The sequence below is a fragment of the Saccharopolyspora sp. NPDC002376 genome, assembly GCF_053593195.1.
In genome coordinates, this window is sequence record NZ_JBSFBZ010000063.1 from 1 (window position 1) to 20,214 (window position 20,214).

The following is a 20,214-nucleotide window of genomic DNA, read 5'->3' on the forward strand; positions in this document are numbered from 1 at the left end:
GCGCACACAACCCATCCAACTCCCCAACAGCAACATCAACCACCACAACAACCATGATCCACAACGAACCAATCGAACTGCCGTTGCAGTACTAGGACGGTGTTCGTCTCGGACGCTTTGCAGGCGCGTCTGGACGGCTACCGGGAACAGCGCGCTGGCTGGACCACAACGTTGGTGGTGTTCGCGGCCCTCGAGGACCTCCGCGGAGATCTTGCCGAGTTGCTGCGCACCGCTCGGGTGCGTCCGGCGTCGCCGTTTGCGGAGCCGGCAGGGCAAGTGCGCTACCTGGGGGCGGGGCAGGTGCAGATTCGGATCCGGCCTTCGCATGTTCAGGCGGAGGTGCTGGAGCAGGTTTCCGTCAAGCTCGGTGTGCCGGTGGCGACGTGGGTGCCTGTGCTGCTCAATGCTTACCTGCCCGGGCGCAAGGAACCGGAGAACATGCCCTGGCTCGTGCTGGATGAGAGGTAGAAGACCCTGGTGTGAACGCGCCCCGGGGCAAGGGCCGGTGGTGAGGCACAATGCGGTCGTGCGTCACCGCGACCGGGATCCGCAGGGCCGCGCCCGTAATGCCCGCCCTCGGGACGGGCTTGGGCGTCCGCTGCCGTACGGCAGCCCCGGGGTTGAGCGCATAGATGAGGAGCTCATCCTCACTCCGCAGGAGAGCCTGGAGCTGGCTCAGCGGCTGCTCGATGAGGGCCGACCGTTCCACGCGCACGAAGTGCTCGAGGCCGCCTGGAAGAACAGCCCCGCAGGCGAGCGCATGCTGTGGAAGGGTCTCGCTCAACTCGCCGTCGGCCTCACTCACGTCCGGCGGGGCAACCCCGTCGGGGCGGTGGCACTGCTGCACCGGGCAGGCGAGCACCTCCAGCCCTACGCCGAGCAGCCCCCGCATGGCGTGGCTGCGGACCACCTCATCCGTGCTGTCGCCGACCTCTGCGACCGGATCGAACGAGACGGCCTGCCGGGGATCACAGACCAACAGCTGTCCCCACCGCTACGCGCCACCACCGGCTGAGTAGAACAGCCCCTCACCGGTGATCTCTGTCCGTTTCGCGGCACGGTCAAGGCTGCAGTTAGCTGCGAGTGGGCAGGGTGCCGGTGGTGATGAACTCCAGGCGTTGGGCGACGTGTACAGCTTGGTCGGCGAAGCGTTCGTAGAAGCTGGCCAGCAGGGCGATGTTGATGGCCGTGGGGATGCCGTGAGGCCAGCTTTCGTCGGTGACGGCAGCCATCAGCTCGGCGTGCAGGGCGTCGACGGCGTCGTCGGTGCGATCCAGTTCGGTAAAGCCTCCCTCGTGGCCGCTGCCGATGATCAGGTTGGCGAGGTGCCCGGCCATGTACGCATCGAGCTCCCCGAGAGTGCGGAAGTCGCGTTCCATACGGGTGGGTACGACCGGTCGCGGGTGGTTGCGGCGGGCGGTGTCGGCGATGTGTGCGGCGAGGTCACCCATGCGTTCGAGCTTGACGGTGCAGTACACCGCTGCCAACACGGTGCGCAGGTCGGTGGCCACCGGTTGCTGCAATGACAGCAGTCGGTGGGAGTGGGTGTTGCAGACGTTGCGCGCCCGGTCCATGCGGTCATCCACGGACACAACGTGCTCGGCCAGCTGCAGGTGGTCGACGTCCAGCAGCGCTTGGGTTGCCTGGCGCATGGCCTCGGCGGCCAGTTCGCACATGCCGCCAAGCTCGGTGCCCAGCTGCGCAATCTCCCCGTGAAAGGCCTCCCGCATACGGCCTCCCCGCAAATGTCCACTGTGTCTTGATCTGGTGAGGATCGACGGTGTGCTGGCGAACCGAAGTTGGTGTTGCCCGGCGATTCCGTGGTGCGTCATGGCCGCCGACGGCAGTTCCGCAGCGCCGAGGCTGATCGCCACGGCACACCGCGCCGCCTACAGCGTGCTTCTCGCTGTAGCCCGCGACCCACGGCGCGAACACCAACAGGGCGCCCAAGACATGTGGACCCATGCGCTGATCCGCGATCCCGCCGATTTTCACTGTGCCGTTGGCGGCGGCGAGTCTTGTCGCCATTGCTGTCACGGCATCGTCTCCACCTCCTGAGCAGCCTGCGGTCACTCGACGCGCGCCGCACTCGGCTGCTGTTCTTCCTCGCCCGGCACATGGATGTCGTTGACGGCGATGTTGACCTCCACGACTTCCAGGCCAGTCATGCGCTCGATCGCGGTGATGACGTTGCGGCGCACCGCCCGCGCTAGGTCCACCAGCGCGGCCCCGTAGTCGGCCACGATCTCCAGATCGATCGCAGCCTGCTTCTCGCCGACCTCCACAACCACCCCCGAGGTCTGCGAAGCACTCGCGCCGGGTATGCGTTCCCGGATCGCACCGAACGCCCGCGTGATGCCCCCGCCCATGGCGTAGACCCCGGAAATTTCCTCGGTGGCTATGCGGGCGATCTTCTGCACCACCACAGGAGCGATCGTCGTGCGACCCGTTGAGGTTTCCGCGACGTCCCCCGCCGGTGCCTTCTCAGCGACACGCCCTGACGTGGTCGTCCAACTCGACTCTGTGCTTTCGTCCTGCTTACTCCGTGTTCCCGTCTCCTGCTTGTCCATTTCCATCCCTCCGCTCACCGCTGGCAAGCATGTCCAACACCTATGGGATGCGCCGCCACCGACTCCCATGCCTGCCACCGCTCGAACGAGCGATTCCGACTGGTCACCGATCTGCGACGTCGCGCGAGCCGATGCCGTGCTGCATACGAGGGCGATTTCCGTGCACAGCTGGCCGTCGGTGAGCGTGCACCTGCTCCGATTCCGCATGACGAACACCCCCTATCCCGCGCGGCGATCTTCTGCGGTGTCACGTCATCCTCTGAACAGGACGCGGGGAAGGTGCGGAGCAACCTCGCCCTGCGGCCACGAGATGCACCCACACCCACGTTAAGCGGCCGCACAAATCGAAGCGACCGCGAACCACCTGTCGGCAGCGGAACCCCGTTGAGCGGCGGCTCCGCGGCCGGCTTCGGCTTTTCGCCGCCTTGTGGGCCGCGAAAGCGGCAGCTGCGCTGGCTCGCGATGGGAGACGTCGGCTCATGACAACGGGCGCTGCGCAGCGCGGTAGTCGCCCTCCCGAGTACCAATGCTGTGATCTTCCGTTTCGTTGATCACTTCGACGAAGCGATGGTTCGCAGCGGTGAGGCTGGAGCGGAGTGAAATGCATTGACGCGACGGATAGGAGACGAGCATCATAAAATGCTGAACATGTTTCTGCCGTGCGCTCAACGGGTCGACGGAGCGCAACGGAAGGAGTGGGGAATGGGTATTCTCAGTTGGATCCTGTTCGGCCTCATCGCCGGCGTGATTGCAAAGTTCATCCTGCCCGGCAAGGATCCGGGCGGCATCATCCTCACCATCCTCATCGGCATCGCTGGAGGCCTGCTCGGGGGCTGGCTGGGCAGCTCTGTGTTCGGCAGCACCGGGGTCTCGGGGTTCAACCTGATGAGTTTCGTGTGGGCGGTGGTCGGGGCGCTGATCCTGTTGGTCATTTACCGGTTGGTCTTCCACAAAGGCTCGAGGCTGACTCGGGGCTGACGCCATACGTGGGGTTCGGATCGTCGCACTGCGTGATGTCCGGGCCGCCTAGTTGCCGCAAGACAAACGACGACGAGGCAAGCTCTGCTGCTTCGGCCGCACCTGTTGGGTCATCACCAACTGATAAGTTGGATCGGTCAGATCGAGGCCGGTACGATCCAGTTCGTCCATATTGGACATTTGTGTGCAACGGCTGGTTTCTGTGTGGGGGCTGTGTCTACGTCCAAGTGCACGGCCTCCACATTGCTTGGTGCGCGCTACTCCTTGCTTGCCCACAACGCTCTGGATGTAATCGCTTTGCGCGGGTGCTGATCAGCTGACGAGGCCTTCCCGCCTGAGGATGCCATCCCGGCCACAAGGGACGACGCACTGCCCGCGACAAACGAGAACGCCCGAGGCGCCTGAAGATCTCCGAAAATCGTGACTAGCGCTGGTAGAACGTCGTGATCCTGCCCAGTAGGCATTCAATCCCCGCCATACGCCAACTGTTGATCTCACAGGCGGTGCGGCTGCCGTCGCTACCGCTGCTCGAGCCGGACCACAGGTGCGACCCAGCCGTCATCGGCCATGGTCCATTCGCTACTTCGGGACCAGCCAGCGAATCGCAATGCGCTGCCGGCCTGCTCCGGCTCGGATGCTGCCCCCGGCAGCTGCAACTCTGTGACGGCACCGCCTCGGTCATCCCTGATGATGACCACCGGGCTGGTCTCGTCGCCGACTGCCTTGAAATGCGCGGTATTGGTCATCTCTGTCTCCGTGTTCCTCACCTCTACAGACAACCTGGAGATGCCCGGCCAGTAAGGCGACGGTCGTGTACTTGCCAATGCCGCATGCGCGGCTACGAATCCATGACGACGGTGACCCGGGCCGTTTCTCGTGGCGATGCCTGTTCGGGTAGCTGCACGCTGCTGCCTTGGTGGGTGCGGCGGGCCTCGCGGATCATGTCGCGGACCTCACTCATGAGCAGGAATTGAGCCATCGTCGCCCAGTACAGCGCGTCATCTTTCGGCCTCATCCGTGGGGCCACCGCCCGCGCCAGTGCAAGCGCCTCCTCCGGGGCGGCGACGGTCTTTCTGATCTCAGGTCCTTGGCCATGTCTGGTACCTACCCTTCAACGCGATCATTCACACCCCCATCCACGCTGGTCGTAGCGCGTGACGCGTCAGACTTCGCCAGATGAGTCGCTTGCCACCGTTCAGGCATTACGCCACCGACAGATCGTGCACTCGACCTGGTTCTTTCCGTCGGTGTTCTCTTGGGAGCGGGGTGGAAGCCGATGCCTCGAAGCCGGCAGGAGGCCCGGAAACTGGGACGTAAAGCTCCTGCGCTCGCAGACGCACGGTGTCCGGGAAGATGACTGGTTGGCGGCCGCATGCTGCAGCCGGACGTCGGCAAGGCAGAGATGCGCGCTCACCGAGACCGGAATCTGAAGTGCCTCGGGTGGCCCCCGGTTGTGGATCATTTCGATGAGGTTCGTTAGGAGAGCACCTGTATGGGTATGGCGTGAGTTGGGCAACTTGCGGTGCCCAGGGAGATGGGCGCGGCAGGGGTGAAGCGAACTTCTGGTGTGCGTCATGGAGTCGGCGGCCGTGCGGTGATGAGCGAGGACCTGGGGCGACGTAGTCGGGCGGGGCGTCATCCCGGCTCGGGGTGGTCTGTGGCGGCGGCGCCGTCCCAGGACGAGGAAGCGGACCTGTGGCTGGTCGGCAAGGCGCGCGGTGGTGATCTCGAGGCGTTCGAGGTACTTCTGCGTCGTCATCAAGGCCGGATCTACCGGATCGCGCTGCGCATGCTGGGCAACCATCAGGATGCCGAGGACGTCGTGCAGGAGGTTTTCATCCAGCTGTGGACGGCGTTAGCGGCTTTTGCTGGGACCAGTGCGTTCACGACGTGGCTTTATCGCATCGTCGTGAACCGGTGTTTGAATCACCGGCGTTCCCGGAATCCGGGAGTTTTCTCATTGGATACCGAGTGCCCGACGCCGGTTGCAGCCGGCGCGGAGGATGTCGCGATGGCCCGCGAGCGCGTTCGCGCCGTGTATGCCGCGATCGACGATCTCGTACCTCAGCAGCGAAGCGTGCTGGTGTTGTGTCAATTGGAAGGATTGAGTTATCGGGAGACTGCGGTAGTTCTGGGCATTTCCGAGGCGGCGGTGCGGAGTCGGCTGTCGCGAGCGCGCCGCGTCGTGCTGGATCGTATGGAGGACTGGACATGACGACTGGTCACGGTTCCCGGTACCGCTTCGGCGAACGGTTGCCGTGTGGAGCGGCTGTGGATGACGTGCTCGCACAGGTCGCGGACGGACATGCGGCCCGGCGCAACACCCATCAGGCCGGATGCCCGGACTGCCAAGCCGCGCTGGCGGAGTACGACCGGTTGTGGGCCCCGGTCCGCGAGGTCGCCGATGCGGCGGTGCACGCGCCGGAATCGCCGCTGCAGGCCGCTCTGAGCCAAATCCGCGGGACGGTCCACAACCCAACCTACGGAGTGGTGGCTGATGACGACGGGCAGACCCGAATCGCGGCCCGGGTCGTGGTGGTCACCGCGAGGGAGGCCGCCCAAGACGTCCCTGGAGTGCGGGTCGCCTTGAGCCGCCTACACCTGCCCGGTGGCGGCCAGGTAGGCCAGGAGAACGCGGTGCGAGTCGGCATGGCTGGCCAGAGCACGGCGATCGTGCTCACTGTGGCCGCAACTTACGGCACGGACCTGCATGAACTTGCGGAGCGCATCCGTATTGCGGTCGATGAACAGGTGCGCGCGGTGACGGGGCTGGAACCCGTGGCCATAACCATCGCCATCGACGACGTGTTCGCGGCACACACCGACATCGCCCTCGCCGACTAGGCGACCGGTGATGCTCCCTGCGGCCAGGTGCGCGAGAGCCCTCAGCTGTTCGCGGCATTGCTTCAACGCACGTCCCCCATTCGGGGGGCATTGGGTTTGGGGTCGCGAGGAATCGGCGCGGGCACGTGTCCTACGAGAGTAAGTGCCGTTAGCGCCGCAACATGCGGTGAGCTCGGCCTTTTCGATAGTGAGGGAGAACCGGGCCATGACTACACCGCCTGGTCAGCAGCAGAGCCAGAGCGCACCGACCGAGGGCGTTGCTCCGGCGACGCCGTCGCCGCGCAGCCCGGCCGTATCGGGCGACTCCCAGCTGGAGGGAAGCCGGGGCAAGACCTCTATCGCCGACGTGGTCGTGTCGAAGATCGCTGGGATGGCGGCGCGCGACGTTTCCGGGGTGCATGGATTCGGGGGTGGCGCCGCCCGGGCCGTCGGAGCGTTGCGTGAACGCATCCCTGGTGCTCGCGCCTCGACCGCGCAGGGCGTGACGGTCGAGGTCGGTGAGAAGCAGGCGGCGATCGATCTGGTCATCGTCGTCGAGTACGGCGTCTCCATCGGCGATCTCGCCCGGGGTGTGCGCCGCAATGTCATCGGCGCGATCGAACAGATGACTGGTCTGGAGGTCGTGGAGGTCAATATCAACGTCACAGACCTGCACCTGCCCGGTGACGACACCGGCGGCGAGCAGCCGTCGACGTCCGGGCGCGTGGAATGAACACACCTGCTCCGGTGTGCGAAGTGGACCACCTGGCCGATGCGGTCACCACGGCTGTGGCGGCGTGTCCGCTCGTGGCCGGGCTGCACGGCGGCCGGTATGGCCACATCGCCACCTATATGCCCGGCCGCCGAGTTGTCGGTATCCGTCTGACCGAGACCGAGTTGGCCATCCACATCGTGGCCCGATACCCATTCGTCGTAGCCGAGGTTGCTGATCAGGTCCGCGCGGCCGTCGCCCCGTACGCGGGTGGACTCACGGTCACCGTCGTCATCGAAGATCTCGAAGTTTCCGGACAACACCAGCTTCGGGAGCAATAGGGGAGTATTGATCATGAACGTCACCCTCATCGGCCTGGCCGTGGGCCTCGTGCTGGGCCTGGCCGCCGCTTTCGGCGGGTTCTCCGCCTTCGCCATCGTGGCCGTCATCGGCGCCCTCGGATTCGGGGTCGGACGCTACCTCGACGGCCACCTCGACCTGGCCGACCTCTTCGGCACCGGACACGAGCGAGTGCCTCGATGAACCCGTCGACCGTCGCGCGGCCGGGCGAGACGGCCCCCCACCCCAGAACCGCGTCCAATGCGGAGGCAGTTTCCAACGCGGGTAAACGTGGCGAGCAGGTTGCGCCGGAGGAGCGGGGCTCGACCACCGTCGCTGACCGGGCGATCGAGGCCATGGCTGCCCACATCATCGCCGAGGTCGACCAAGTCGGCGGGGCAGCCCGCCGGGTATTTGGCGTGACTGCAGGCAGTGAACGCGCCGAACAGCAACCCCGTGTCACCGCCGAGGTGCACGGCAGTGTCTGCGCGTTGCGTGCACGCTTGTCGGTGTGCTATCCGGCCCCGGTCGCCCAGGTCACCGAAGAGGTACGCCAACTCCTCATCGACCGGCTCGCCGTGTTGGCCGACCTGCAGGTGCGCACTGTGGACATCACCGTCACCGCGCTATACCGGCCGGCCGTTCGCCGGGAGATCCGATGATTCGCCGACCCCGCCGCAGCGTGCCCGCCACCGTGGTTGCGGTGGTGCTGCTAGGTCTGTCGTTGCTCGCCGCCACCGCCGCCATCCAGCACTTGCTCGGATACACCCCGGTCGTGTCGCCGCAGGCCCTGGCCGTCTCCGTCGTGGGCCGCGCGTGGAACGACCCCGTCACCATCACTGCTGGCGTCATCACGACCCTGCTCGGACTGATCCTGCTCGCCACCGCGCTTCGGCCTGGAACGCCCATCGTCCTGCCTTTGGCCGACGACCCAGGCACTGGACCTGAACACACCGACACCGGGGTCTCCCGCCAGAGCCTGCGCAGGGACCTCACCTCCACCGCCGCCGCGGCCGACGGAATCAGCGCGGCCCGGCTCAAGGTCGGCCGACGTCGCATCACCGTCACCGTGCGCACCCTCTTCGTCGACACAGCCGGCATCCCCGAGCAGGTCCGCGGCCTGCTGGCCGACCGGCTCGACGACATCAATCCGGCACGCCAGCCCGCGCTGCGCATCAAGACCTCCACGGAAAGGGGCAGCTGATGGCCAGTCCCAACCGGCCCGCTCGTCTCAACCGCATCCTGCTGGTGCTTATTGGTGTTGTGCTGCTGGCTGGCGGCGTGTTCATCCTGGCCAGCGCATTGGGTGCGATGCCTATGCTGGTTCCAGATGCTCCGGTTGTGTCCACCACGCCACCGCTAGCGAGGTGGGTGCCGTGGGTGGTCGCCGTCGTGGCTGTGATCGTGGGGCTGTTGTGTCTGCGCTGGCTGGTTGCCCAGATCCTGCGCCGCGGGAAAACCGGCACCTGGCAGCTGAGCCAGAACCCCCGCCGAGGTGGAACCCGCCTTGACGCCGATACCGCTGCCGCACCGCTAGTCGACGAGATCGAGACCTACCCCGGGGTCCATCGGGCCCGGGCCCGCCTGGCCGGCACCCGCGCCCACCCGGTGCTGCACCTGGTAGTAACCACCGAGGACCGCGCCGACATTCGCGAGGTGCGGCACCGCATCGACGCCGAAGCCATCCCACGGATGCGTCAAGCCCTCGAACTCGAGCACCTCGCCTCCGACCTGCTGCTGCGGCTGGGGACCGCCCGCAGCGCCCGCACCTACTGAAACAGACGACCGACCCCGGCCCGTTGACCAAGCACTGCGCGCTTCCCCTTGATCGTGGGCCCAACCAAGAAGTGTTGCGCCAGCTTGGGGATCACGCGGTGGATGTCATCCGCAGCGGGCCTCGGGGAGAGCTCATCGTCGGGATGTCTGGCGCCTATCAGGCGACAGGTAGTGCCGAGAGAATCGGGATGTAATCGCGGCGAGGGCGAGGCGTGTCGGAGGGGATGGTGGTGAGAGGCGATGAGGATGTGGCGGTTGCGGGAGTTTCATGATGAGGACCTGGATCAGGCGATCCGGGTGTGGGATCAGAGCCGGAAGTCCGACGAGCCGTCTCCGGTGTTTTCGGTTTCGGAGGTGATGGCGGCGGCCCGAGCCGGCCAGCCCGTAGTAGTGGCGGTAGTTGGCGACGAGCTGGTCGGCATGGCCGTGGCGCAGGCTCAGGGCGAACGGGCGTGGGTGCTGCTAGTGGCACTGGCTGCCCGTTGGCGCAATCGGGGCATTGGGAGTGCGCTGCTCACCGAGCTGGAGCGGCGGCTACGGGGGCTAGGGGTGCGACGCGTCGGCGCGCTGTTGCCCGCCGACGCCACCGGGACGAAGGCGCTGGTCAACTCGGGATACCAGCCTCGCGCTGGGTTTACCTACTACGAGAAGGTCGAGCCCCATGGCGCTGCCGATGCGGTCCTGCTGACCGAGCTCGGTGGCCAGGTTTTACCGGCTGACATGTGGGACGCGGTGGCCGGGATGGTGCGGGAGAAACAGATCATCGAGAGGCGGATCGTGCTGCCGCTGGCGCAACCGGCAATGGCCGAGCGGTACGGTGTGCTCCCGCCCAAGGCTGCGATCCTGTTCGGGCCGCCGGGCACCGGCAAGACCAGTTTCGCTAAGGCGGTGGCCTCCCGGTTGTGCTGGCCGTTCGTCGAGCTGTTCCCGTCCCGGCTGGCCACCGATGCCACCGATGCCCCTGGTGGCCTTGCGGCATCGTTGCGCGAGGAGTTTGCCGAGCTGGCCGAACTGGAGGCGGTGCTGCTGTTCATCGATGAGGTCGAGGAGATCGCCGGTACTCGTTCCGGGATGGCTGTCGATCCCGGGCACGGGGTGACCAACGAACTGCTCAAGCTGATCCCGAGCTTCCGCGAGCATGACGACCGGCTGCTGATCTGCGCCACCAACTCGGTGCGCTCCCTGGACACGGCGTTTTTGCGCCCCGGCCGGTTCGATTACGTCCTCCCGATCGGCCCACCGGATCCGGACGCGCGCTCCGCGATCTGGTCCCGTTACCTCGGCACTGCAGCCGAGGCCATCGACGTATCCCGTTTGGTGGAGGCAAGCGAGATGTTCACCCCCGCGGATATCGAGCTGGCCGCTCGCAAGGGTGGTCAGGCAGCGTTCGAACGCGAAATGCAGTACCGCCAAGGCGAGCCTGCTACCACCGATGACTACCTCAGCGCCATCGCCGACACCCGCCCCACTCTCACCCGGCAGGCCCTTTCCGACTTCGAAGAAGACATCGAGCACTACGCCCGGCTGTGAGGGGCGGCCCGTTATCCATCGCGTACAGGTTGGGATTCATGATCGGGCGTCCAACTTGTACGGACGGCTGCGGGTCGATCAGGCCGGTTGCTCTGTTACGCCAAGAGTCAGGCGTCTGTTTAGTTTCCCTGCCCAGCCTTGTGTGAGCCTGGCGGGGACCCGTTTACTGGCCAGGTGGTGTCCGGCGTGTAGGCGGCGTGAGCCTGGTCTGCGGCTCCTGCATGGAACGTGGGAAGGCGGGTGCCGACTCTGCTGCCCTGCTTCGGCGGGGTGGCGAGAGGGAGCGCGCCAGACGGAGGAAACCGGAGGCGCTGAGTACTGTCGCGGCGCTCGCTGGCGGACCGGCTCGTAGTAGCGGTGAAACGCTGGTAATCGGGGTGGAGCGAAGGGGGCGGCTCATTGATGATGTGTTCGCACGAGCAACCGGGCCTTGTGGCCTGGGAGGAGACGGGTGGGCAGGTCAGGTCCGAAGGACAAGCCGTTTGCGATACCGAAGCAACTGGTGTGGGAGGCGTACAGACGGGTCAGGGCCAACAGGGGTGCCGCCGGGGTGGATAGGCAGTCCATTGAGGACTTCGAGGCCGATCTGAGGAATAACCTCTTCAAGATCTGGAATCGGATGTCGTCGGGGAGCTATTTTCCGCCTCCGGTGATGGCGGTGGAGATCCCCAAGGTGGGTGGCACGAGGATGCTCGGGGTGCCCACTGTGGCGGATCGAGTGGCGCAAACAGTGGCGGCGCTGGCACTTGAGGCCCGTAGGAGTCGATCTTTCATCCCGACTCCTACGGGTATCGGCCACGCCGCTCCGCGTTGGACGCGGTGGCCAAGTGCCGTCAGCGGTGCTGGAAGAAGAACTGGGTCATCGATCTGGATGTCCAGAAGTTTTTCGACAGCGTGCCGTGGGAGTTGATGTTCAAGGCGGGGGAGGCCAACGTGACCACCGAGCAGCGTTGGGTGGTGCTGTATGTGAAGCGGTGGCTTCAAGCTCCGTTTCGGCTACCCGATGGCACCCTGGTCGAGCGGGACCGAGGAACCCCGCAGGGATCTGCGATCTCGCCGGTGTTGGCCAATCTGTTCATGCACTACGCGTTTGATCTCTGGCTGGCCCGGGAGTTTCCGGCGGTGGAGTTCGAACGCTATGCCGACGACGCAGTGGTGCACTGCGTGACCGAGCGGCAGGCTCGAGAGGTGCTGGCCGCGCTCGTGGAGAGGATGGACGGTGTCGGGCTGCGTTTGCACCCTGACAAGACCAAGATCGTGTACTGCAAGGACGAGGGACGACACGGCTCTCACGAGCACACGTCGTTTACGTTCCTGGGGTATGCGTTCCGTCCTCAGTCGGTCCGGAACAAGGACGGGCGCAAGTGTGTCTCGTTCTCGCCCGCGGTCAGTCCGATGTCGAACCGTCCACAACGGAGTCCCTGACCTGCGGGATCTCCATTTTCGCAGGTCAGGGCGATGTTGATGCCTACCTTTTTTGACACAGTGCGCGGGTCTGCATCCGCAAGACCCGGCCACCAACCAACGCCGCTCCGCGCCACGATGACGTGCTGGATCACGTTCAACACACGTTGGCGGTCCGCCTTGATCGGGCGTCGGTGGTGCCCGGCGAGTCCGGCGCCACCGAAGGGCTTCCGCACCGCGCATGGCCGATGGGTCCGTGCCGCACGCCGCAGCCGGGAACGAACTGGCTGCCAGGGCTGGGGTGGACATTGAGCGCGCGGTGGCATGCGTGGTCGGTGGCGGCGGCCTCGGGGACATCGCGATCGCCTCCAGCCACCAGCGATTCGCAGTGTGATCATTATCGGGATGGTGCAGGCGGCGCGGTTCACCGGCAACTGGCTGGCGCGCAAAGCGCCACCGTAGTGACGGCGGTGCGTTCCGGACCAGTCGTCTGCGCACTGTGCTGCTTTGTGCCCTGACGGCTGGTCAGTCGTTCGCGAGCACCGGGCTGCCGGTGAGCTTTACGCCTGCCGTGCGCAGGTCGTCTACGGCCGCGTCGGTGGTCTTCGCGGCGACGGCCGCAGTCAGGTCGAGCAGGACCTGCACGTCGAAGCCCTCGCGGACCGCGTCCAGGGCCGTGGCCCGCACGCAGTGGTCGGTGGCGATGCCGACGAGGTCCACCTGACGGACGTCGTGCTCGCGCAGCCAGTCGGCCAGCGGGCTGCCGGGCTCGTTCACGCCGTGGAACCCGCTGTAGGCCGCTGCGTAGTGTCCTTTGTAGAAGACCTCGTCGACGGCCCCCGATGCGACAACGGGCGCAAAGTTCGGATGGAACTCGCTGCCTTCGCTCCCCGCAACGCAGTGGCGAGGCCAGGAGTGCACGAAGTCAGGTCGCTTGGAGAAGTGATCGCCCGGATCGATGTGGTAGTCGCGCGTGGCGACGACGAAGTCGTAGCCGGTCTGCCGGTCCACGAAATCGGCGATGGCGCCAGCCACATCCGCGCCGCCGGTCACCGGAACGCTGCCGCCCTCACAGAAGTCATTCTGCACGTCGATGACGATCAAAGCTCGGCTCACGGGGTATCCGCCTTTCATGGCAGGGGACGGGTCGGTGCGGGTTGGACGTGACGGGCACGTCCGCGCGATACCGGGACGGGCAACGCTCGGACCACAGCGAACAAAATCTAAAGGAAAACTACGTATGGTGCTGAACAAGATGCACTAAGTAGTTGAACGCCCCGTGGGTCTGGAGACGGCGGAGGAAGTCGCGGATGTGGTCGGGCAGGATCTCATTCATCCGCATCGACCTGAACTCCTCAAGCAGATACTTCTGGATGATCTGCTGGTAGCCCTGCCGGGTGTGGAGTTCCATAACGTGGTTCGGCAGCCACACCTCGGTCACCTAGTGCCGTGTCAGTCAGGGTTTGCCCTGTTTGATCGCGACGCGCCGTGGTAGGTGCCGCGCAGGTTGGTGTGATCGTTTCAGACTGTGGATCATGGCTGAGCGGGTGCGGGTTCGGGAGCTCGATGATGATGAGGGCAACCGGTTGTTACGGATCATTCGTCGTGGCAGTGGGTCGGTGGTGACCTGGCGGAGGGCGCAGATGGTGCTGCTGTCGGCGCAGGGCATGCCGGTGGGCAAGATCGCGACAGTGGCGTTCACCAGCGAGGATCGGGTTCGGGATGTGATCCACAACTTCAACACTGACGGGTTTGACTCGCTGTACCCGAAGTACAAGGGTGGGCGCCCGCCGACGTTCACGCTGCCGCAGCGGCGGGAGATCAAGAAGATCGCTAAGTCCAAGCCTGCCGAGCACGGTTTGCCGTTTTCGACTTGGAGTCTGACCAAGCTGGCGGATTTCCTGGTCGCTGAGGGGGTGGTCGAGGACATCAGCCATGAGGGCCTGCGCGCGATCCTGCGCGCGGAAGGGGTGTCGTTTCAACGGATAAAGACCTGGAAGGCCTCCCGGGGCCCGGAGTACGCGGTGAAGAAGGCCCGCATCGAACACTTGTATGCGATCGCCGACGGCGAGATCGCCGGCGAGCCCGATGATCCGGCCGTGGTATTCAGCATGGACGAGTTCGGGCCGCTGAACCTGCAACCTCACCCAGGTCGGCAGTGGGCCGAACGCGGCGGCAAGCACAAAGATCCCGGCCGTGATCCCCGCCCTCGCCAGCGTGCCACCTACACCCGTACCGAGGGGGTCCGTCATCTGTTCGCTGCCCTGGATCTGAGCACTGACAAGATGTACGGGCATGTGAAGACACGCAAGAAGCGCGTGCAGTTCCTGGAGTTCTCCCGTTACCTGCGCAGTCTGTATCCGCCGGAGGTGCGGATCGCGATCGTTTGCGACAACACCAGCGCACATCTCAGCACCCGAATTGACACCAGGGTCGCCGACTGGGCCGAGGCCAACAATGTCGAGATCGCCTAAACCCCAACGAATTCCTCGTGGCTCAACCGCATCGAGGCCCAGTTCACCGCCCTGCGCTACTTCACCCTCGACGGCACCGACCACGCCAGCCACCGCGAACAGGCCAGCACGATCCGCCGCTACATCGCCTGGCGGAACCGCAACACCGACAACCCCCGACTACACAAGATCGTTCAACAGGCAAACGTAGCCTGACACGGCACTAGCGGCCGAAGCACTGCCGCCCAGTCGCCAGGTTGACGAATCTGCCGTCGGCGATCTGCGCCTCCGCACGCCGCCAGGCCCGCTCCGCGTCACGCTGCCGAGCGAATGTCCCCGCAGAGCGTTGCCGACCACGGAGGTCCCAGTAGTAGGCGGTGTAGCGTGCGTCGCCGCAACTTTTGTAGCGTAAACGTGTGTACCCCATGACAATCACCTCATCCGGTCAACTTCACTGGCGCAGGTGGCAGCGGTACCGGTCGAGTGTGGGGAACGAGCAGGGCTTGGAGTAAGGGCTGGGCGCCCGTGTTTATCCGGCCTTGGCTCGGTTCGGAATTGGCGCGCGAACTACTGCCGCAGCGGACGGGCCGCGGCGCCGCCTGTCCGGGCAGGGCTTGGGACTTTGGGCCTCGGTGTCCAGGGGGGAGCGACAACTCGGGAGGATTTTGGGAGGATCGATGTGCGCTCAACTGCATCGAACTGCGTTGAACCGTCCACAACGGAATCGCCCTGACCTGCGGAATCTCCAAAACCGCAGGTCAGGGCGATGGTGATGTCTACCTTGACACGGTAGTGCTCAGATTCGCTGTTTTGGCTGGTCAAGTGTGCGCCAACGGTGGGTCAGTGCGGGGCGGGGACAGGTTGCTGCGCCGCCGGACGCGGTGTTGCCAGTTTCGACCGGTGTCGGTGTCTGGATGGGTGGAGCGGGAGGGAGCGGGAGGTAAATGGGAGGGGCGTAGGGGGTTGAACCGCGTTGTACTGCACTGAGCGGAAGTGAGCTGCACCGGTTTGTGCTGAGGTTTCTGGGTTTTCGCAGGTGAATGTCTCTTGTGGACTACTCTGGGGGTCAAGGGGTCGCAGGTTCAAATCCTGTCATCCCGACGGAGCGAAAAGCCCGTTGATCAGCACGTAAGTGCAGGTCAACGGGCTTTTTTTGCATGCTGTTGTGGATCTTCAGTGATCGCTCTGGAAGGTCGTGTCTCGAATTTCGGCGATTTTTGGGAGGATTTTGGGAGGCTGGCCTTTGCCTGGCTGAAATGGGGTCGGGTTGATCATGATCGGCTTGACGCCCGTTTGGATGAACTGGACTGTGTCATGGGTCACTTCCGATCTGGGTGGTGGTGCTACGCGCTGCGAGCTTCCTGATGAGCTTGCAAGTGTGACCGCGTAGCTCGCTGGCGACTCCGTGGTGATGGATGCGGGCCGACAGGAGACGACACTCGCCGCATCGAACACCGGTCAGAGATCAATGGACCGTAGTCGCGACGGAGACTAGACGTTGTGATCGTCGCTCGCTCTTGGCCTCTGCCTTGCCTCGGCGGCAGCCGCGACCCATGACGCGATGCGCGACGAAACAGCAACATTGTGATGGCGCGGCGCTGTGGTCGGGCGGCTCACAAACACTCTTTGAGATAAGGGAATTACGCCAGAATTCTGGTGTTCGAGGGGGGACGTGCACACTATCCACCCGCCTCGTTCTCCCCGACGTCAGCTGACGCGATAGTGAGAGGCCGTCCCGTGTGTCCCGCCGAGTCGATTCCCGGGACAGCTCGGTGGGACAGGTGGAAATCGTCGATGACCTGCAAATTCTGTTGACGTAGGTGGCGGGACGGCGGGTGTCTGGGTGTCCTGAACTGTCCACGGGCCGCTGTCCAGGTGTGGATGACGATCGGTGTTAGGAGTCTTGGCGCGGTCGGGGTCGTCCATGATGCGCACGCATTCGTCGTGCCCGGATCGCGCGAAGCTCGCTGGGTCGTCGCCGGCGGTCGTGCCAGCGATCATCATCGGCTGCATCCGTGTGCCCATGCCGGTGCGCATCGCGTCCCAGAGCCGGACGTCGCGCTGAGACAGCACCTCGTCGAAGACCACGCCGTGCGGGTTGTGTCCGAGGTTTCCGGCCGCGTCGTCGGCGACGACTTCGTAGTAGGAGCCGGTGCGCTCGTCAATGCTCCGCTTGATGTGGTCCTTCACGATCAGGCGGGCGGAGAGCGTCGGGGAGAGCTTGACCATCCGGGCTGCGACATCGAAGACCTTGGCGGCCTGGCCTCGGTCCATCGCGCGGCCGTAGATCTCCGCGCCTTCCACGCCGTCGCCGACCAGGAGGTGGAGCGCGATGACGGCCAGCAGTTCGGACTTGCCGTTCTTGCGCGCCAACTCGATCCAGCCGATCTGGTACCGACAGACGTAGGACTCCCACTCCGGATCCCACGCGACCTCGCCGAACAGTGGCTCTATGATGTTGCGGCGCTGCCAATCGGCGAGAACGAACGGTCGCCGCGCCCACTTGTCCTTGGTGTGCACGCACAGCTCGGCGCAGAACGCCACCGCGTGCGCCGCCCTCGGGTGGCAGAAGTGATCGCCGCGCTTGCGGCAGGTCTCGCCGCCGAGGGCGACCCAGCACTCGGGCAGCTCAGGAGAGCAGGCGCTCGGCACCTGGTCGGTCCCTTGGCGGCACCGCCCATGTCCACCTTCAGCTGCGTGCGGTCGGACGGGGTGAGCACGAACCTCGCGCCGTACTGCGCGAACATGGTCTCGGCCTCGTGCTGGACCGTCAGCGCAGGGTTCTCCACGAAGCCGTTCGGGTCCTGCACCAGCAGCGCGGAGCCGTTGACCAGCTTGGTCGCCTGCTTGTACCGGGCCAGCGCCTCACACACCACCACGAAGGCGTCCACATCCCACGAGGTGAGCACGCCGACCGTGATCAGGCTGGGCGCCAGCCGATCCCACGCGGCACGGGCGTCCTCGGACAGATCCTCCAGTGGCGTGACCTCGCCCTCTGGCGGGATCGGCTCGGCGTCGTTTATCCGGTCCTTGCGATCGCCGTGCAGCACGCGAAGTGCCGTGGGTTTCGGAGCATTACCGCGTTTGCCCATATGACTGCCTCCAGTCAACAGCCGCGCCCAAGTATTTGTACATGAGTAGACTTACTGGCATCCATTGGATGCAGACGAAAGTGGTCACTCAAAATGGTTATTGAAAAGCGTCGGCACTGATGACACGACGCGATCGTGTTCACAAGAAATAAGCAGAGCAAGCGAAAGAGTCGATTCACGTTCCGCTTCGCTGCGATCGCGGCAACCTCGCTTGCCCTCGGTGGAATTATGGCCACGCATGCCAGCGCCGGATCCAGCGATATCGACACAAAGGCCGTGAATGCTTGGTCATGCTTCGACGGATCCGCAATTCCGGACTCGATTGTCGCTGAATATGGGCCGCCGAGTGGGGAGAGGATTCGAATGCGGTGCGGTAGCCCTGGCGGTATCGGCGTTCTCCATGTCGACACCGAACATGAGATCCTGGAGGAAACTGCCCACGCTTTCCAGAACTGCCTTATTGACACAATGGTTCACGGGCGCTGGGATCGCCCCGGCAGCAATCCGGCCTATTCTGTGTGGTCCTGGAAATTTGGTCCTGGCCCCAACGATGTCGCCGAGTTTGTTTACCAAAACAGCGACGGAGAAGGAGTAACCTTCTACACGAGGGGGCCTGTCAGCAACGATTGGGTGCGTTGCGATGCCGCTAGCTAGCCTGAACGCGATCTTTCCAATATAATGCCACCATGGAAGGTGATTCTACGCTTTCGGAAAAGTTCGATATTGCACTGACTATCAAGAATGGATGGTGTGAGCTCTCGGTCGAAACTGATGAGCAGGCTCATTCATTTAAAGCTACGTTCATGCGGAATGCTCTGAATAATCTTGTCGACGCTACGCTCGCTTTGGCAGAGGGGGCCGATGTTGCGTGCGTCCTGTGGGGAGGGGAAGGAAACGCCCCCGGAGCAAATGTCTTTCTGGATATGTCGTTGGACCACTACGGCAATATGGGCGTTGCCGTACACGAAGCCGAGCACTGGACGTGGCTTCAGCCGGCGACGAAGTGGACGCCGCGCAGGGGAAAGTGTTTGCTTGAAGCATACGTACCCTTCTCGGGATTCCTAGTTGGACTCACGAGAGAGCTTCAGCGCATTCGAGCCAATGATACGGACGCGTCTGCCTTTATTACGCAATGGCGCCACTCATTTCCTGCGGTCAAGTTTGAAGCTCTCGAACGCATTGGTGGACGCCATGGCTATATTCCGCGCTCCAAAGAGGAGTTGAACAGGCTCAGTAATCCATAAACAGAAGGAGTTAATTTTCGAATGCGTGTAACTGGGGTAACTTTCGGGGTGTTGGCGCTCACTTTGGCGCTTTCTCCTGCTGCGGCGGCTTCCCAGGGCGGCTCAGTCGCATCCCCTCTGGCGCCCGCCTGCGTCAACAACTGGAAAGTTCAGGAAGGGGGCGTCTTTTATTGGACGATGCGCATCCACAATGATTGCAGGACTCCTCAGTGCGTGAGGATTGATACAACCCGTGCGCCGGATACTGCTTGCGTCAACATTTCTCCACTTCAGTTTGCAGATGTTGAGATGGCTGCGCCGTCCAGTGGTGATCCGAATGACGGATACATTCGCGGCATAGTCTTGTGTGAATAGTCGTGGCCAAGATTGGGTGCGCCAGCGACTGGCGCACCCAATCTTTTACGTGTCGGAGCTGCGTCCGCCAGCTGCGCCCGCCGCCCGACGGCTGCGGAACATGCCGCCCGCAACCCGGCGGACCGCTCCACCTGCAAGTCGGAACCGCATGGCCTCCTCCTTTCTCCTCACTCGTCGTCTATGTTCACGCCGAGTACGCGGGCCACGGCCTAGCCGTCCATGTACTTGTCGCCGATGGCCAGCAGCCCGGCGTTGCGGAGGAACTTCTCCCTGTCCTCGCGGGACTTGAAGCACACCGCGGACCCAGTACTCCGAGTCTGCTTCTGGCACTCGTGTCCGGTCCACGCTCATCTTCCGAAGAGCAACAGGGACTGGTGGCAGCGCAAGCTGGAGGGTGTGGTGCGGCGTGATCGGGATGCGGATGACGAGTTGACGGAGGCGGGTTGGTTGGTCGTGCGTGTCTGGGAGCACGAGGATCCAAAGGACGCGGCTGATCGGATAGCGCACTTGGTGAAGGAACGCCGATCGCGCGCCGTCGCGGCAAAAACGGCGACACCACCGAGCACGCGGTCCGACGCGACGAAACCCGCCGCCTTGCGCTCGCCCTCCGCGACGCCGGTCACGTGCTGACCGACAACAAGCAGCATCTGACCGAACTGGTGACCGCGTTTTCCCCACTATTACTGGACAAATTGGTTGTTGGGCCGGTCAGCGGCGCCCAGGCGATCGTGTCCTGGTCACACGCTGGGCGTTGCCGCAACGAAGCGGCCTTCGCCGCTCTTACCGGCGTCAGGCCGCTGCCTGCCAGCAGCTGCCGGACCACTCGGCACAGGCTCAACCGCGGCGGCGACCGGCAACTCAACAGGGCGTTTCACGACATCGTCTTTACCCGATGGCGCATCTGCCCACGAACACACGACTACATAGAAGCGTCCTTGA

Annotated in this window: 26 protein-coding genes and 1 pseudogene; 18 read left to right on the forward strand and 9 right to left on the reverse strand. The window is 64.4% G+C overall.

From position 1 onward, the window contains the following. The first annotated feature begins 99 nt into the window (after nt 1-99). Nucleotides 100-468: a hypothetical protein gene (locus ACWCO2_RS30785; RefSeq protein WP_450131295.1), complete on the forward strand. Its 369-nt coding sequence runs from the start codon at nt 100-102 to the stop codon at nt 466-468. A gap of 58 nt (nt 469-526) precedes the next feature. Next, nucleotides 527-1,015, forward strand: coding sequence for a DUF309 domain-containing protein (locus ACWCO2_RS30790; RefSeq protein WP_450131296.1), 489 nt, complete (start codon nt 527-529; stop codon nt 1,013-1,015). A gap of 58 nt (nt 1,016-1,073) precedes the next feature. Here the strand turns inward: ACWCO2_RS30790 and ACWCO2_RS30795 are convergent, their stop codons facing one another. Further along, complete coding sequence (locus tag ACWCO2_RS30795) at nt 1,074-1,730, reverse strand: phosphate signaling complex PhoU family protein (protein WP_450131297.1); 657 nt, start codon at nt 1,728-1,730, stop codon at nt 1,074-1,076. A gap of 100 nt (nt 1,731-1,830) precedes the next feature. On the opposite strand from ACWCO2_RS30795, the gene ACWCO2_RS30800 reads away from it, so the two are divergent. Then, nucleotides 1,831-2,058: a hypothetical protein gene (locus ACWCO2_RS30800; protein WP_450131298.1), complete on the forward strand. Its 228-nt coding sequence runs from the start codon at nt 1,831-1,833 to the stop codon at nt 2,056-2,058. A gap of 11 nt (nt 2,059-2,069) precedes the next feature. Here the strand turns inward: ACWCO2_RS30800 and ACWCO2_RS30805 are convergent, their stop codons facing one another. Beyond that, nucleotides 2,070-2,570 (reverse strand): Asp23/Gls24 family envelope stress response protein, encoded by a 501-nt coding sequence (locus ACWCO2_RS30805; protein ID WP_450131299.1) that lies wholly within the window; start codon nt 2,568-2,570, stop codon nt 2,070-2,072. 477 nt (nt 2,571-3,047) lie between these two features. Beyond that, complete coding sequence (locus tag ACWCO2_RS30810; protein WP_450131300.1) at nt 3,048-3,239, reverse strand: hypothetical protein; 192 nt, start codon at nt 3,237-3,239, stop codon at nt 3,048-3,050. Nucleotides 3,240-3,272: 33 nt separating this feature from the next. On the opposite strand from ACWCO2_RS30810, the gene ACWCO2_RS30815 reads away from it, so the two are divergent. Next, entirely contained in the window at nt 3,273-3,548 is a 276-nt protein-coding gene (locus tag ACWCO2_RS30815) for a GlsB/YeaQ/YmgE family stress response membrane protein (protein WP_168588640.1), read from the forward strand. Nucleotides 3,549-4,066: 518 nt separating this feature from the next. Here the strand turns inward: ACWCO2_RS30815 and ACWCO2_RS30820 are convergent. Both ACWCO2_RS30820 and ACWCO2_RS30825 read right to left on the reverse strand, forming a co-directional pair. Beyond that, nucleotides 4,067-4,294, reverse strand: coding sequence for a hypothetical protein (locus tag ACWCO2_RS30820; RefSeq protein ID WP_450131301.1), 228 nt, complete (start codon nt 4,292-4,294; stop codon nt 4,067-4,069). Nucleotides 4,295-4,386: 92 nt separating this feature from the next. Next, on the reverse strand, nt 4,387-4,563 hold the full coding sequence (locus ACWCO2_RS30825) for a hypothetical protein (protein WP_450131302.1): 177 nt from the start codon (nt 4,561-4,563) through the stop codon (nt 4,387-4,389). 582 nt (nt 4,564-5,145) lie between these two features. Here ACWCO2_RS30825 and ACWCO2_RS30830 point away from each other — a divergent pair. From ACWCO2_RS30830 to ACWCO2_RS30880, 11 genes are all read left to right on the forward strand, one after another. After that, nucleotides 5,146-5,763 carry an RNA polymerase sigma factor gene (locus ACWCO2_RS30830; protein WP_450131303.1) on the forward strand — a complete coding sequence of 206 codons (618 nt, stop codon included), beginning with the start codon at nt 5,146-5,148 and terminating at the stop codon, nt 5,761-5,763. Beyond that, nucleotides 5,760-6,392 (forward strand): Asp23/Gls24 family envelope stress response protein, encoded by a 633-nt coding sequence (locus ACWCO2_RS30835; protein ID WP_450131304.1) that lies wholly within the window; start codon nt 5,760-5,762, stop codon nt 6,390-6,392. Before ACWCO2_RS30830 ends, ACWCO2_RS30835 begins: the two co-directional genes overlap by 4 nt. Nucleotides 6,393-6,597: 205 nt before the next feature. Next, nucleotides 6,598-7,104, forward strand: a complete 507-nt coding sequence (locus ACWCO2_RS30840) for an Asp23/Gls24 family envelope stress response protein (protein ID WP_450131305.1) — start codon at nt 6,598-6,600, stop codon at nt 7,102-7,104. 14 nt (nt 7,105-7,118) lie between these two features. Next, the gene (locus ACWCO2_RS30845) at nt 7,119-7,424 is read left to right on the forward strand and encodes a hypothetical protein (RefSeq protein WP_450131306.1); all 306 of its coding nucleotides are present in this window, start codon (nt 7,119-7,121) and stop codon (nt 7,422-7,424) included. Nucleotides 7,425-7,437: 13 nt separating this feature from the next. Beyond that, nucleotides 7,438-7,626, forward strand: coding sequence for a hypothetical protein (locus ACWCO2_RS30850; protein ID WP_450131307.1), 189 nt, complete (start codon nt 7,438-7,440; stop codon nt 7,624-7,626). Then, the gene (locus ACWCO2_RS30855) at nt 7,623-8,084 is read left to right on the forward strand and encodes an Asp23/Gls24 family envelope stress response protein (RefSeq protein WP_450131308.1); all 462 of its coding nucleotides are present in this window, start codon (nt 7,623-7,625) and stop codon (nt 8,082-8,084) included. The genes ACWCO2_RS30850 and ACWCO2_RS30855 overlap by 4 nt, the downstream gene beginning before the upstream one ends. Next, a complete protein-coding gene (locus tag ACWCO2_RS30860; RefSeq protein ID WP_450131309.1) occupies nt 8,081-8,626 on the forward strand; it encodes a DUF6286 domain-containing protein in 546 nt (181 codons plus the stop codon). Before ACWCO2_RS30855 ends, ACWCO2_RS30860 begins: the two co-directional genes overlap by 4 nt. Next, nucleotides 8,626-9,198 carry an alkaline shock response membrane anchor protein AmaP gene (locus ACWCO2_RS30865; RefSeq protein WP_450131310.1) on the forward strand — a complete coding sequence of 191 codons (573 nt, stop codon included), beginning with the start codon at nt 8,626-8,628 and terminating at the stop codon, nt 9,196-9,198. Before ACWCO2_RS30860 ends, ACWCO2_RS30865 begins: the two co-directional genes overlap by 1 nt. 246 nt (nt 9,199-9,444) lie before the next feature. Next, nucleotides 9,445-10,728 carry an ATP-binding protein gene (locus ACWCO2_RS30870; RefSeq protein WP_450131336.1) on the forward strand — a complete coding sequence of 428 codons (1,284 nt, stop codon included), beginning with the start codon at nt 9,445-9,447 and terminating at the stop codon, nt 10,726-10,728. 819 nt (nt 10,729-11,547) lie between these two features. Beyond that, nucleotides 11,548-12,153 carry a reverse transcriptase domain-containing protein gene (locus ACWCO2_RS30875; RefSeq protein WP_450131337.1) on the forward strand — a complete coding sequence of 202 codons (606 nt, stop codon included), beginning with the start codon at nt 11,548-11,550 and terminating at the stop codon, nt 12,151-12,153. A 220-nt stretch (nt 12,154-12,373) separates the two neighbouring features. Beyond that, nucleotides 12,374-12,526: a hypothetical protein gene (locus tag ACWCO2_RS30880; protein ID WP_450131311.1), complete on the forward strand. Its 153-nt coding sequence runs from the start codon at nt 12,374-12,376 to the stop codon at nt 12,524-12,526. Nucleotides 12,527-12,657: 131 nt separating this feature from the next. On the opposite strand, the gene ACWCO2_RS30885 is transcribed toward ACWCO2_RS30880, so the two are convergent. Both ACWCO2_RS30885 and ACWCO2_RS30890 read right to left on the reverse strand, forming a co-directional pair. After that, complete coding sequence (locus ACWCO2_RS30885) at nt 12,658-13,248, reverse strand: isochorismatase family protein (protein ID WP_450131312.1); 591 nt, start codon at nt 13,246-13,248, stop codon at nt 12,658-12,660. Nucleotides 13,249-13,366: 118 nt separating this feature from the next. After that, nucleotides 13,367-13,573, reverse strand: a complete 207-nt coding sequence (locus tag ACWCO2_RS30890; protein ID WP_450131313.1) for a tyrosine-type recombinase/integrase — start codon at nt 13,571-13,573, stop codon at nt 13,367-13,369. Nucleotides 13,574-13,667: 94 nt separating this feature from the next. Between ACWCO2_RS30890 and ACWCO2_RS30895 the strand changes: the two genes are divergently transcribed. Then, nucleotides 13,668-14,606, forward strand: coding sequence for an IS630 family transposase (locus ACWCO2_RS30895; RefSeq protein ID WP_450131314.1), 939 nt, complete (start codon nt 13,668-13,670; stop codon nt 14,604-14,606). A gap of 1,686 nt (nt 14,607-16,292) precedes the next feature. On the opposite strand, the gene ACWCO2_RS30900 is transcribed toward ACWCO2_RS30895, so the two are convergent. Both ACWCO2_RS30900 and ACWCO2_RS30905 read right to left on the reverse strand, forming a co-directional pair. Further along, the gene (locus ACWCO2_RS30900; RefSeq protein WP_450131315.1) at nt 16,293-17,129 is read right to left on the reverse strand and encodes a terminase large subunit domain-containing protein; all 837 of its coding nucleotides are present in this window, start codon (nt 17,127-17,129) and stop codon (nt 16,293-16,295) included. After that, nucleotides 17,036-17,635, reverse strand: a complete 600-nt coding sequence (locus ACWCO2_RS30905) for a phage terminase small subunit P27 family (protein WP_450131316.1) — start codon at nt 17,633-17,635, stop codon at nt 17,036-17,038. The genes ACWCO2_RS30900 and ACWCO2_RS30905 overlap by 94 nt, the downstream gene beginning before the upstream one ends. 728 nt (nt 17,636-18,363) lie before the next feature. Between ACWCO2_RS30905 and ACWCO2_RS30910 the strand changes: the two genes are divergently transcribed. Both ACWCO2_RS30910 and ACWCO2_RS30915 read left to right on the forward strand, forming a co-directional pair. Beyond that, complete coding sequence (locus ACWCO2_RS30910) at nt 18,364-18,921, forward strand: hypothetical protein (RefSeq protein ID WP_450131317.1); 558 nt, start codon at nt 18,364-18,366, stop codon at nt 18,919-18,921. 1,013 nt (nt 18,922-19,934) lie between these two features. Next, a pseudogene (locus tag ACWCO2_RS30915) lies at nt 19,935-20,198 on the forward strand (transposase); the annotation flags it as partial. Nucleotides 20,199-20,214 lie beyond the last annotated feature (16 nt).